Source organism: Mesorhizobium sp. M0514, from assembly GCF_040321145.1.
Taxonomy (GTDB): domain Bacteria; phylum Pseudomonadota; class Alphaproteobacteria; order Rhizobiales; family Rhizobiaceae; genus Mesorhizobium.
The window spans coordinates 1-12,536 of record NZ_JAMYQZ010000127.1; the positions used below are offsets into that span (position 1 = coordinate 1).

Genomic DNA, 12,536 nt, shown 5'->3' on the forward strand with positions numbered 1-12,536 from the left:
GCATGCCGAAACCCTGGCGACGGCGTTGCCGCCGCCATGGGCCTATATCGCCACCGCCGAAGCCTATGACGATGAGATGCGCGAGCGCATCGCGCTGCATCGCTCGCGGCGCGGCGAAGGCTGGGCGACCATCGACGCGCCGCTCGATCTTGTCGGAGCGCTCGAAGCCTTGCCCGACAACCAGCCGGTGCTCGTCGATTGCCTGACGCTGTGGCTGACCAATCATATGCTTTCCGACCATGATCTCGAGGCGGAATGCCGGCGGCTAGCCGACATGCTGTCGCGGCCGCGCGGGCCCTGGCTCGTTGTCTCGAACGAAGTCGGGCAAGGCATCGTGCCCGACAATGCGCTCGCACGCCGGTTTCGTGATGCCGCCGGCCGTCTCAACCAGCAGGTCGCGGCGGTTGCCGATACGGTGCTACTGATGGTGGCGGGGCTGCCGCTCAAGGTGAAATGATGACCGATATCGACGCAAAAGACGAAGAACGCCACCGCGCCAAGATGGCCAAACGCAAGGCGGTGCAGGACGCCGAGGTCGCGGAAAAGACGGTCGAGAAGGGGCTGCTGATCGTCAACACCGGACCCGGCAAGGGCAAGACCACGGCCGCCTTCGGGCTGGCGCTGCGCATGCTCGGCTATGGCAAGCGCGTCGGCGTCGTCCAGTTCATCAAGGGCAAATGGCACACCGGCGAAAAGGACGCCTTCGCGGCGTTCGGCGACCGTGTCGTCTGGCACACGATGGGCGAGGGTTTCACCTGGGAGACGCAGGATCTGAAGCGCGACATTGCGGCGGCCGAAGCCGCCTGGGCCAAGGCGCTGGAGCTGATCGCCGACCCCTCTGTCAGCCTTGTCGTCCTCGATGAGCTCAACATTGCGCTGCGCTACGACTATCTCGATCTCGACAAGGTGGTCGCGGCGCTGAAGGCGCGGCGCGAAGGCCTGCATGTCGTCGTAACCGGCCGCAATGCCAAGCCGGCGCTGGTCGAGGCGGCCGACCTCGTCACCGAGATGGGCGTGACCAAACACCATTTTTCCGCAGGCGTTAAGGCGCAGCAGGGAATCGAGTTTTGAGGGTCTAACTTCGGGAGATGACCGTTGGAACAAGCGGTAATTGTCTATCTTCTTCTGAGCGGCGGTCAGTTCGGGGCGCCGGAAGAGCGGCAATCGGTCCAAGTTCTGGAGGATCGGTTGGAACAAGCTGTTTCGAATGCGCATGTCGGCGAATTTGATGGCGACGAGTTTGGCGAGGGCAAATGCACCCTCTATCTGTACGGGCCAGACGCCGAGAAGCTTTTCCTTGTGATTGAGCCTGTGCTGAAATCCTCGGCAGTGGCCGCCGGCGGTTACGCGATCAAAAGATTTGGCGCGGCGGTGGATTCAAACGCCAAGGAAGTCCGTGTCTCTTGGTGAGTCAGGCGGCGCATCTACTGCGAGATCAAAACATCCAGGTAGATGACGACCGCGGAGAGCAATCCAAACAGCGCGATCAGCAGATAGTCTGCTATCTGGTGAAGTTTCAGCGCCCGCCGGATGTCGGTGCTGTCGGCCTCGCGGCGGCCGCCTTCGCCCATATAGGCGTCCTCGACGATGACGCCGCCATAGCTGCGCGGGCCGGCGAGCGCCAGGCCGAGTGCGCCGGCCATTGCCGCTTCCGGCCAGCCGGCATTGGGCGAGCGGTGCTTTTTGGCGTCGCGCCGCACTGCTTGCCAGGCGTTGCGGGGATCGGCGCCGTCAACGAGAAAGGCGGCGGCAACGATCAGCAACGCGGTCAGCCGGGACGCCGGCAGGTTGATCCAGTCGTCGAAGAGTGCCGCCGCGCGGCCGAAGGCCTCGTGGTGCGGGGTGCGGTGGCCGATCATCGAATCGGCGGTGTTGGCGGCCTTGTAGGCGACGCCGCCGGCCAGACCGCAGACACCTGTCCAGAAGGCGGGCGCAACGATGCCGTCGGAGAAATTCTCGGCCAGGCTTTCGATGGCGGCGCGGCTGACGCCGGCATGGTCGAGCTTCTCTGGATCGCGGCCGACGATGCGCGCAACCGCAATGCGGCCGAGCGCCAGCCCGCCGGTATCCAGCGAATCGGCCACCGCCTCGACATGTTCGGTAAGGCTCTTTTGCGACAGCAGCGACGAGGCCAGGATTGCCGTGATGATCATGCCGGCAGGAAAGAGCTGCCAGAGCAGGATTTGCACGATGAAGGCGATTGCCGCCGGCACCAGCACGATCACCAGCAGCGCCTGCACGCCGCGGCGGCGACGCAGCGCGTCGGAATCAGTGTCGCGGTTGAGCCTGAGGTCGAGAAAGGCTATCAGCCTGCCGAACCAGGTGACGGGATGGCCGACGGCACGGAACAGCCAGTCCGGGTAACCCAGGATGCGTTCGATGGCCAGCGACAGGAAAGCGATCAGGATCGACATGAAGCTTTCTGATGGAGCGATTACTGTGGTGGATCACGGTGGATCCCTTGGCCGGGCGAGGGCGCTCTTCCCTCACGCGCCACAACCTTTCGTCGATCTCTCGACAGGTATCAATCCGCACTCCTACCCGCTTTTCGAGCTGCCCGCCACCGCCCTGTCACGATTGCCGGAGGCCGCGCGCCTGCGTGAGCTGGCCAGGGTCGCGGCCGGCGCCTATGGCGCGCCTTCGGCCGAGAATGTGGTGGTCGCCCCGGGCACGCAGATCCTGCTGCCGCGCGTCGCCTCGCTGGTCAGCCCCGGCAAGGCGCTGGTGCTCGGGCCGACCTATGCCGAGCATGCCAGGGCCGCCGCGATTGCCGGCCATGCGGTGGCGGAGGTCGACGATTTCGAGGCGCTTGCCGGAGCCGAAATTGCCATCGTCGTCAATCCCAACAATCCCGACGGGCGAGTCGTGTCGCGGGAAAGGCTGCTTCGGCTTGCCGAGACATTGCGCGCCATACGCGGTCTGCTGGTCGTCGACGAAGCCTTCATGGATGTCGGCCCGCACGCGGAAAGCCTGGCCGGCGATGTCGGGCGGGGCGGCATCGTCGTGCTGCGCTCGTTTGGCAAATTCTTCGGTCTCGCCGGCCTGCGGCTCGGCTTCGCACTTTCCGATGCGGTGACGGTCGAAAGGCTTGAAACGCAATTCGGCCCTTGGGCGGTCGCCGGCCCAGCGCTCGAATACGGCATCCGCGCGCTTGCCGACAGCGGCTGGCAGGCCGACATGCGGCGGCGGCTGGCGCAGGATGCGGCGCGGCTCGATGCGCTGCTTTCGCGCTTTGGCGTTGCTGTCGCCGGCGGCACGACGCTGTTTCGCTATCTCCGGCTTGCCGATGCACCGGGGCTGTTTTCGACGCTCGGTGAGCGCGGCATATTGCTCAGGCATTTTTCCGAGCGTCCCCAGGTGCTCCGCGCGGGGCTGCCTGGACGTCAGGAGGAATGGCAGCGGCTCGAATCGGCGCTTGCCGACTGGCACGCACGGCGCGACGATGGGTCGAAGGAGATCGCGCCATGATCCATATCTGTTCGCTGGCAAAGCTTGAGGAGACGGTGGCCAAAAGCGGCGCCGAGCGCGTGCTGTCGCTGCTCGCTGCCGGCACCGAGGTGACGCGGCCGGCCTCAATCGCGAGGGAAAACCACCTGCATCTGGTCATGCACGACATCGCGGTGGCGCAGGACGGCATGACCATGCCCGGCGAAGGCCATGTGCGCAATCTGCTCGATTTCGCCCGGAAATGGGACCGCGCCAAACCCATGGTCGTCCATTGCTATGCCGGCATCAGCCGCTCGACCGCCTCGGCCTATATCATTGCGGCGGCGCTCGCCCCGAAGCGCGACGAAGTCGAACTTGCGCAGACATTGCGGACGCTTTCGCCCTCGGCGACACCCAATCCACGGTTGATCGCCGTCGCGGATGCTCTTCTCTCACGACAAGGCCGCATGATCGAAGCGATCGAGGCGATCGGACGCGGCGCCGATGCTTTTGAGGGTACGCCTTTCGTGTTGAAGATCGACGGCTAAGGCGGCCCGCTATGCCAGCCAGTCGGCAAGCTTCGCCTTGCGCACATCCTTCAACAGGGTGATGAAGCCGTCGGCCTGATGCTCCGCCGTCAGTCGGCCTTTCTCGGCCGTGGCAATGCTGGCATCGCCGACCACGCCGTTGGGGTTGAGATCCCCAGCGATCCAGGCGAAAGCGTGCGTTCCGGTGTGGCGCAGCAGCGCAAATTCGGTTTCGGCGCGGGCGACCTTGGAGGCGAAATTGTCGGCCTTGGCCATGTCGACTAACTCCGGGCGAAAATGCAGCATCAGCGAGGTCTCGACGTCGCCGCCATGGATGCCATGGCGGTCTTCCAGCTCGGTGTACATGCCGGCGGGGCGGCCGAAGCGCTGCCAGCTGGTCTTCACCGCCAGCATCCTCTCACGCACGCGCAGCTCGCGCGTGACGATGCCCATGATCTCTTCATTGCCGCCATGCGAGTTGACGACGATCAGTTTCTTTACGCCTGCGCGGGCAACGGACAGGCCAAGCTCGGTCCAGGCATCGACCAGGGTGGTCGCCGGCAGGGTGAGCGTGCCCGGCGCCTGCAGATGCTCGTTCGACTTGCCGACCGCTTGGACCGGCAGGACGCGGATGTCGAGGTCGTCGGGCAGGCGGGCGATGACCGTCTCCAGCATGCCGTTCATGATCGAGGTATCGGTTGATACAGGCAGATGCGGGCCGTGCTGCTCGATCGCCGCCACCGGCAGCACGGCAATCGTCGCCTCCGGATCGATCGCGGCGTATTCGGTGGTCCGGTAGTCGCCCCACCAAACGCGTCTGTTTGCAACGGTCATGTCATGCCTCTTGACTGTGAGGGAGACCTAGCGCGCCAAACGTCGCCTGTCGATCACCCAGCCGCAATCGCCTCGACCTCGACCTTGAACTCCGGCCGCGCAAAGCCTGACACGATCATCAGCGTCGAGGCGGGCGCGGGGCTGGCAAACAAGCGGTCGCGGACGTCCATTTAGGGCCGCAGAAAGGCGCGGTCGGTGACGTAGGCGTTGATGCGCACGATGTCGCCTAGCCCCAGCCCGGCTTCAGCCAGAATCGCCGCTATGTTTTGAAAGCAGAGCTCGGCCTGCGCGCCGGCATCCTCGGGGATCTCGTCGTCCGCCGTGATGGCGACCTGACCGGAGCACAGAACCAGCCGCTTGCCTGGCGGCACCTCGACGCCGTGGCTGTAGCGGGCGAAAGGCGGCTTGATCGACTTCGGCGCGAGGTATCTGAACATGGCAATCTCCTGTCTGCGAGAGCAGCCTAAGACGTGACCGATAGTACGTTCAAGATGTGGTGCATGGCACAAGGGCGATTGTGGACAGGCGTCCAAAAAATAGGCACGATGCCTCCCGCACAGCATGACCCGTCCGGTGTTGGCAGTGACTGCCGCGCAAGCAGGCGGCCCGGGCGGTGGCATGTGTCTTGCTTCTTGGATCAATGGTGTCGAGCCCGGCGCGTGACGCTCCGGAGCCAACAAAGGGTGGTGTCGATGTACGGAAAACAGAAGATTTCAGCGCTTGCGGTCGCGCTGCTTGGAGCCGGCACGTTCGGCGCGGCAGCAAACGAGAAGGTCACCTTCGGCACCAACTGGCTGGCCGAGCCCGAGCATGGCGGCTACTACCAGGCCGTCGCCGACGGCACCTACGCTGCATGTGGCCTCGACGTGACGATTTCGCAGGGAGGTCCGCAGGTCAGCGGGCGGCCGCTGCTGCTGGCCGGCAAGCTCGATTTCTACATGGGCGGCAATCTGCTGTCGGCCTTCGACGCCGTCCAGCAGGGCATCCCGATGCGCGTCGTGGCCGCCGATTTCCAGAAGGACCCTCAAGTCATCATGTCCCACCCGGGGCAGGGGCTGGACAAGTGGGAGGATTTGAAGAACGCCGACCAGTACATTCTCGGCGACGAGGGCGTCCAGACCTTCTTCCAGTGGATGGTCATCGAACTCGGTTTCGATGCCGCCAAGCGCGTGCCCTACACCTACAACACCGCTCCATTCCTGGCCAACAAGAAGTCGATCCAGCAGGGTTACGTCACCTCGGAGCCTTTTGCGGTCAAGAAGGAAGGCGGCTTCGTGCCCAACCAGTTCCTGCTCGCCGACTATGGCTGGGACACCTATTCGACGACGATCGAGGTGATGCAGGACACGATCGACAAGCGGCCGGAGGTGGTCCAGTGCTTCGTCGATGGCTCGGCCAAGGGCTGGTACAACTACCTCTACGGCGACAACAAGGCCGCCAACGAGATGATCAAGAAAGACAACCCCGACATGAGCGACGAGCAGATTGCCTTCTCGATCGAGCAGATGAAGAAGTTCGGCCTGGCCGATTCCGGCGACACCGAAAAGCTCGGCATCGGTGCCATGAACGAAGACCGGATCAAGAGCTTCTATGACAAGATGGTCAACGCCAAGGTCACGCCCGAGGGCATCGATATCAAGAAGGCCTACACGCTGGCCTTCATCAACAAAGGTGTCGGGATCGAGCTGAAGAAGTAGTCGTGAAGCTGGAAAAGATGGCGCAGGCGCCCATGACGGCATCGGGTGAAGGCCCGATGCTGCTGACGCTGCGCCATGTCGGCAAGGTGTTTTCCAATGGCGTGACTGCATTGAGCGACGTCGATCTCGCCATCCGCGAGGGCGATTTTGTCAGCCTGCTCGGGCCGTCCGGCTGCGGCAAGTCGACGGCGTTGAGGCTGATCGCGGGCCTGTCGACGCCGACATCCGGTCAACTCGACTGGGGCGGTTCGATCGACCGCGCCAATATCGGCTTCGTCTTCCAGGAACCGACGCTGCTGCCCTGGGCCAATGTCTTCGACAATGTCTGGCTGCCGCTCAGGCTGAAAGGCGCGTCGCGCGCCAAGGCGGCGCCGGCGGTGACGGAGATGCTGGAGCGGGTGCACCTGACCGGTTTCGAAAACGCCGTGCCGCGCGAGCTTTCCGGCGGGATGAAGATGCGCGTCTCGATCGCACGCGCCATGGTGACGAAGCCGCGCATTCTGTTGATGGACGAGCCGTTCGCCGCACTCGACGAGATCACCCGCTTCAAGCTCAACAACGATCTTCTGGAGCTGTGGCAGGACGAGCGCTTCACCGTCGTCTTCGTCACCCACAGCGTCTTCGAAAGCGTGTTCCTGTCCAACCGCGTCGTCGTCATGGCGGCGCGGCCGGGCCGCGTCCATGCCGAGTTGGCAATCGATGCCGCCTATCCACGCGACGAGGTGTTTCGCACCTCGCCCGACTATGCCGCGCTCTGCCGCCAGGCCTCGGACATCCTGGTCAACGCCATCAACACATCAGCCGGACCGCACCATGACGGCCATTGATCAGAATGCCGCAACGCTCGACGCGGAAGAGGCCGGCCGCGTACGCCAGGAGCGGCTGGAGCGGATCGGCCGGTGGGTCTTGCCTTTGGCGATCATGATCCTGGCGATCTGGCTGTGGGACCGCATTTGCGTGTGGAACGCGATCCCGCAATATATTCTGCCGCGCCCCGGCGTGGTGCTGTGGACGCTCTATAGCGATGCCGGGCTCCTGTTCTCCGCGCTGCTGGTCACGTTGCGCATAACCTTTCTCAGCCTGCTGCTCGCGGTCGTCGGCGGCGTCGGACTGGCGGTGCTGTTTGCGCAATCGAAATGGGTGGAGATGTCGTTCTTTCCCTTCGCCATCGTGCTGCAGGTAACGCCGATCGTGGCGGTCTTCCCGCTCATCAACATCTATGTGGACAACCAGACGGTGAAGCTTTTGCTTTGCGCCTGGATCGTTGCGTTCTTCCCGATCCTGTCCAACACCACGCTCGGCCTCAATTCGGTCGACCGCAATCTGCGCGACATGTTCAAGCTCAACGGCGCGACGCGCTGGCAGCAATTGCGCTATCTCAGACTGCCGGCGGCCATGCCGTATTTTCTAGGAGGCTTGAAGATAGCCGGCGGCCTGTCGCTGATCGGCGCCGTGGTGGCCGAGTTCGTCGCCGGCGCGCAGGGGCAGTCGTCGGGGCTGGCGTCGCGCATCATCGAGGCCGGCTACCGCCTCAACGCGCCAAGGCTGTTCGCGGCGCTGATCCTGATCTCGCTCACCGGCATATTGATCTTCCTGGTGCTGTCGCTGGTGTCGCATCTCATCCTGCGCCGCTGGCACGAGAGCGCGCTGAAGCAGGAGCGGTAGGGGGTTGGGTGACGTGATTGAGATGCTGGCGCGAAACACCCCCCTCTGGCCTGCCGGCCATCTCCCCCTCAAGGGGGGAGATTGGACGTCATCCGGGATTTCGCCAATTATCGACGTTGGAAGACGGGTGCTGTCGGAAAAGCTGCCAATCTCCCCCCTTGAGGGGGAGATGCCCGGCAGGGCAGAGGGGGGCGGTCCTTGATACCGACCTCTGGCTCGTACCATCTCACCAACGTCCGCCTTCACCGGTCGCTGACATCAGGTCTTGCCCCCACTTACGACACCGACGGTTTCGCGCTGGCCGACATCGCCGTCGCCGACGGTAAGCTCTCCAGCATCGCCGCGCACAAGAAATCAAAAGCGCCAGCCACCGCCATCGACCTTGCCGGCCGCATCATCCTGCCGTGCTTCGTCGACTGCCACACCCATATCGACAAGGGCCAGATCTGGCCGCGCAAACCCAATCCCGACGGCAGTTTCATGGGCGCGCTCAATGCCACCAGCGCCGACCGTGCAGCGCGCTGGAGCGCCGAGGACGTGGCGCGGCGCATGGATTTCTCTTTGCGCTCGGCCTACGCGCACGGCACCAAGGCCTTGCGCACTCATCTCGACAGCGTGCCGCCACAGGAGGAAATCTCCTGGCCGGTGTTCGAGGCGATGCGGGAGAAATGGCGCGGCCGCATCGAATTGCAGGCAGCCTGCCTGCTCGGCATCGAAGGCGTGCGCGACAGAGAGTGGTTCGAGAGGCTGGCCAAGCGTGTGGCTGCGGCCAAGGGCGTGCTCGGCGTCGTCACCTATATGGTGCCGGATCTCGAAGAGCTTCTCGACAAGGTGTTCGCCGAGGCGAACAAGCACGGGCTCGATCTCGATTTCCACGCCGACGAGACCGACGATATCGCGGCGATCTCGCTGAAGAAGATTGCCGAGGCCGCACTCTGGAACGGTTTTGAGGGCAACATCCTGGTGGGACATTGCTGCTCGCTGGCGCGCCAGCCGGACCTCGACGTGCTCGACACGCTGGACAAGGTCGCCAAGGCCAAACTTGCCGTGGTGTCGCTGCCGATGTGCAATCTCTATCTGCAGGACCGGCGCGCCGACCAGACCACGCCACGCTGGCGCGGCGTGACCTTGCTGCACGAGATGAAGGCGAGGGGCATTGCGGTCGCGGTCGCCTCCGACAACACCCGCGATCCTTTCTATGCCTATGGCGATCTCGACATGCTGGAGGTCTACCGCATGGCGACGCGCATCCTGCATTTCGACCATCCGGTCGGCGACTGGCCGCAGACGGTGGCGGCGACGCCGGCCAAGGTGATGCGGCTCGACGGTGTCGGGACACTGGCAGCCGGTGGCAGCGCCGATTTCATCGTCTTCAAAGGGCGGAGCTGGACGGAATTGCTCTCGCGGCCCGAATCGGATCGCATCGTCGTGCGCGCGGGACGAGCGATCGACAGACAATTGCCCGATTACGCCGAGCTCGACGGACTGATGGTGGAATGATGGATGTTTCGGCGCTCAAACGCGATCTCGACGGGATAAAGCTCGACGACAATCCGGCCATCGTCCAGCAGAAGAGCCGCGACTTCTACTGGTACAGCCCGGTGCTGAAGCAGCAGCTCGACCACGTCACCGGCGACCTGATCGTGACGCCCAGGAACGAGGCCGAACTGATCCGCGTGCTTGCCGCTTGCCACCGTCATGGCGTTCCGGTGACGCCGCGCGGCAGCGGCACCGGTAATTACGGCCAGGCGATGCCGCTGTCGGGCGGCGTGGTTTTGAACCTTGCCGAGATGAACGAGATCAAGGCCATAGCGCCGGGCCGCGTCGTCACCGGGCCGGGCGCGATCCTCGCCGACATCGACAGAGCGACGCGCGCGCATTCCGGGCAGGAACTGCGGCTGTCGCCGTCGACCTACAACACCGCCTCGATCGGCGGCTTCATCGCCGGCGGCTCGGGCGGCGTTGGCTCGATCAATTTCGGCGGTCTGCGTGATTTCGGCAATGTGCTGCGCCTGCGCGTCGTCACTATGGAGGCGGAGCCGAAGGCGCTCGAACTCACCGGCGAGGACCTGCACAAGGTCACCCACGCCTATGGCACCAACGGCATCATCACCGAGGTCGAGATGCCGCTGACTGCAGCCTATGAATGGATCGACGTGATCGTCGGCTTCGACGCTTTCATGCCGGCAGCCCGCTACGGCAATGCGCTGGCACGCCAGGACGGCATCCTGACCAAGCTGATCACGCCGATCGCCGCGCCCGTGCCGCAGCTCTATTTCAAGCGCCACCAGAAGTTCTTCCGGGACGGGCAAAGCATCTGCGTCGTCATGGTTGCCCGGCATGGGCTAGACGCGTTCCTCGCCTTCACCCGCCGCGCCGGCGGCGAAGTCATCTTCACTGCGGCGACGGCAACGGACGAAGAGAAAAAGGGCCTGCCGCCGGGCTTCGAACTGGCGTGGAACCACACCACGCTCAGGGCACTGCGGGTCGATCCCGCGATCACCTATCTGCAATCGCTCTATCCGTTTCCCAACCAGCTGGCGCTGGTGGAGAAGATGGACGCGATGTTTCCGAACGAGGTCTTTTCGCATCTCGAATTCGTGCGCCTCGACGGCAACATCACCTGCTTCGGCCTGCCGCTGGTGAAATTCACCACCGAGGCGCGGCTCAACGAAATCATCCGGCTGCATGAGGAGAATGGCTGCCCGATCTTCAACCCGCACCGCTACACGCTGGAAGAGGGCGGCATGAAGCAGACGGATGAAATCCAGCTCGCCTTCAAGCGCGAGACCGATCCGCAAGGCCTGCTCAATCCCGGCAAGATGATCGCCTGGGAAAATCCGGATTACGACTATCGCTCGGGCCGGACTTTTTTGTTCAAGGGTTTGCAGAAAGCAGAATGAGCAGAGGTTTGAGCTTGAGCACCCCCCTCTGTCCTGCCGGCACAGGCCCTACGCTGCCGCTTCGGGCGTTCGTCGTTTGGAAAGCCAAGCAATTGGCTTCCCATCGGCTTCGCCGACCACTTCTCACCCCCCGCAAGGGGGGAGATTGGCAGCCTGAACGCCGCAGCCAATCTGACCCGCTGACAATTAGTGAAAGCGATGCGGCAGTCCGATCTCCCCCCTTGAGGGGGAGATGCCCGGCAGGGCAGAGGGGGGTGCCTCGCGCCGACCCCGGCAATGCCTTCCCATGAAAGTCCTCGTCCTTTACGCACACCCGGTGGAGACCAGCTTCAATGCCAGCCTGCACCGCACGATCGTCGAGCGGCTGACGGCCGCCGGCCATGAGGTCGACGATTGCGATCTCTATGCAGAGGATTTCGACCCCAGGCTGACGCGCGGGGAGAGGCTGGATTATCATAACCAACGCAGCCCTGCGGACCCGGCCGCGCCCTATGTCGAGCGCTTGCTGCGGGCTGAGGCGCTGGTGCTGTCATATCCCGTCTGGAACTACGGCTTTCCGGCCATCCTGAAAGGCTTTTTCGACCGCGTGTTTCTGCCCGGCGTGTCGTTCAAATTGGTCGACGGCAAGGCGCAGCCTTCGCTCCAAAATATCCGCAAGCTGACCGCCGTCACCACCTATGGCGGCAGCCGCTTCCGCGCCATGCTGATGGGCGATCCGCCGCGCCGGCTGGTCAAGCGGATGCTGCGCGCGACGATCAGGCCCGGCGCCTCGGTGTCCTACCTCGCTCATTATTCGATGAACCTGTCGACCGACGAGACGCGGGCAGCCTTCATGGCCAAGGTCGCGGCCGGGATGGATGAATTCTGATGCGCGTGCTGGTGGTCTATTGCCATCCGGTGCCCGAAAGCTTTTGCGCCGCCATCAGAGATGCCGCAGTCGATGTGCTGAAGGCACGCGGCTGGGAGGTGCGGCTGCTCGACCTCTATGCGGAGAAATTCGATCCGGTGATGGGCTGCGAAGAGCGACGCGCCTACAATGAGCGGGCGCCGGAGGATCCGGCCCTAAAACCGCATTTCGAGCATCTCGCCTGGGCTGAGGCGATCCTGTTCATCTATCCGACCTGGTGGTACGGGCTGCCGGCCATGCTGAAGGGCTGGCTCGACCGGGTCTGGGCGACCGATGTCGCCTTCAAGCTGGGCAAGGGGCGCATCACGTCGCTGATGACACATGTCACCAGGGTCGGCGTCATCACCACCTGCGGCGCGCCGACCTGGTGGAGCGTCGTCGTCGGCCAGCCCGGCCGCAAGACCTTGCTGCGCGGTATGCGCGCGCTGTGCGCCCGCCGCTGCCGGACGTTTTTCCTGGCGCACTACCTGATGGACGCCTCGACGCCAAGGACGAGGGCGGCGTTTCTGGTGAAAGTGCGGGCGAAGCTGGAGCGGTTTTGAGCTTCTTCACCCTCCCCCTTGAGGGGAGGGTGAAG

At 64.0% G+C, this 12,536-nt stretch carries 14 protein-coding genes and 1 pseudogene; 12 read left to right on the top strand and 3 right to left on the bottom strand.

Features of this window, described 5'->3' with window-relative positions:
* The 3 genes from cobU to NKI61_RS30380 all read left to right on the top strand — a co-directional run.
* On the top strand, nt 1-457 hold a 457-nt coding region (gene cobU / locus NKI61_RS30370), incomplete at its 5' end, for a bifunctional adenosylcobinamide kinase/adenosylcobinamide-phosphate guanylyltransferase (protein WP_352842065.1).
* Nucleotides 457-1,071, top strand: coding sequence for a cob(I)yrinic acid a,c-diamide adenosyltransferase (gene cobO, locus NKI61_RS30375; RefSeq protein ID WP_023685228.1), 615 nt, complete (start codon nt 457-459; stop codon nt 1,069-1,071). The genes cobU and cobO, both read left to right, overlap by 1 nt.
* A gap of 24 nt (nt 1,072-1,095) precedes the next feature.
* On the top strand, nt 1,096-1,410 hold the full coding sequence (locus tag NKI61_RS30380) for a hypothetical protein (protein WP_023670780.1): 315 nt from the start codon (nt 1,096-1,098) through the stop codon (nt 1,408-1,410).
* 14 nt (nt 1,411-1,424) lie between these two features.
* On the opposite strand, the gene cbiB is transcribed toward NKI61_RS30380, so the two are convergent.
* Entirely contained in the window at nt 1,425-2,414 is a 990-nt protein-coding gene (cbiB, locus tag NKI61_RS30385) for an adenosylcobinamide-phosphate synthase CbiB (protein WP_352842066.1), read from the bottom strand.
* On the opposite strand from cbiB, the gene cobD reads away from it, so the two are divergent.
* Both cobD and NKI61_RS30395 read left to right on the top strand, forming a co-directional pair.
* A complete protein-coding gene (gene cobD / locus NKI61_RS30390; protein ID WP_352842072.1) occupies nt 2,413-3,468 on the top strand; it encodes a threonine-phosphate decarboxylase CobD in 1,056 nt (351 codons plus the stop codon). The genes cbiB and cobD overlap by 2 nt on opposite strands.
* Nucleotides 3,465-3,974, top strand: a complete 510-nt coding sequence (locus NKI61_RS30395; RefSeq protein WP_352842067.1) for a tyrosine phosphatase family protein — start codon at nt 3,465-3,467, stop codon at nt 3,972-3,974. Before cobD ends, NKI61_RS30395 begins: the two co-directional genes overlap by 4 nt.
* Nucleotides 3,975-3,983: 9 nt before the next feature.
* Here NKI61_RS30395 and NKI61_RS30400 read toward each other — a convergent pair whose 3' ends face one another.
* Together NKI61_RS30400 and NKI61_RS30405 are read right to left on the bottom strand one after the other, a co-directional pair.
* Entirely contained in the window at nt 3,984-4,787 is an 804-nt protein-coding gene (locus NKI61_RS30400; protein ID WP_352842068.1) for a creatininase family protein, read from the bottom strand.
* A 53-nt stretch (nt 4,788-4,840) separates the two neighbouring features.
* Nucleotides 4,841-5,224, bottom strand: a pseudogene (locus NKI61_RS30405) (RidA family protein).
* Nucleotides 5,225-5,479: 255 nt separating this feature from the next.
* On the opposite strand from NKI61_RS30405, the gene NKI61_RS30410 reads away from it, so the two are divergent.
* The 7 genes from NKI61_RS30410 (at nt 5,480) to NKI61_RS30440 (ending at nt 12,501) form a co-directional block, all read left to right on the top strand.
* Nucleotides 5,480-6,484, top strand: a complete 1,005-nt coding sequence (locus NKI61_RS30410; protein WP_352842069.1) for an ABC transporter substrate-binding protein — start codon at nt 5,480-5,482, stop codon at nt 6,482-6,484.
* A gap of 2 nt (nt 6,485-6,486) precedes the next feature.
* Nucleotides 6,487-7,311: an ABC transporter ATP-binding protein gene (locus NKI61_RS30415; protein ID WP_352462786.1), complete on the top strand. Its 825-nt coding sequence runs from the start codon at nt 6,487-6,489 to the stop codon at nt 7,309-7,311.
* Entirely contained in the window at nt 7,298-8,149 is an 852-nt protein-coding gene (locus NKI61_RS30420; RefSeq protein WP_023670772.1) for an ABC transporter permease, read from the top strand. The genes NKI61_RS30415 and NKI61_RS30420 overlap by 14 nt, the downstream gene beginning before the upstream one ends.
* Nucleotides 8,150-8,347: 198 nt before the next feature.
* Nucleotides 8,348-9,649, top strand: a complete 1,302-nt coding sequence (locus tag NKI61_RS30425) for a cytosine deaminase (RefSeq protein ID WP_352842070.1) — start codon at nt 8,348-8,350, stop codon at nt 9,647-9,649.
* Entirely contained in the window at nt 9,649-11,052 is a 1,404-nt protein-coding gene (locus tag NKI61_RS30430; protein WP_352842073.1) for an FAD-binding oxidoreductase, read from the top strand. The genes NKI61_RS30425 and NKI61_RS30430 overlap by 1 nt, the downstream gene beginning before the upstream one ends.
* A 286-nt stretch (nt 11,053-11,338) precedes the next feature.
* Nucleotides 11,339-11,920 carry an NAD(P)H-dependent oxidoreductase gene (locus tag NKI61_RS30435; RefSeq protein ID WP_352842071.1) on the top strand — a complete coding sequence of 194 codons (582 nt, stop codon included), beginning with the start codon at nt 11,339-11,341 and terminating at the stop codon, nt 11,918-11,920.
* On the top strand, nt 11,920-12,501 hold the full coding sequence (locus NKI61_RS30440) for an NAD(P)H-dependent oxidoreductase (protein WP_023690990.1): 582 nt from the start codon (nt 11,920-11,922) through the stop codon (nt 12,499-12,501). The genes NKI61_RS30435 and NKI61_RS30440 overlap by 1 nt, the downstream gene beginning before the upstream one ends.
* Nucleotides 12,502-12,536: the final 35 nt, after the last annotated feature.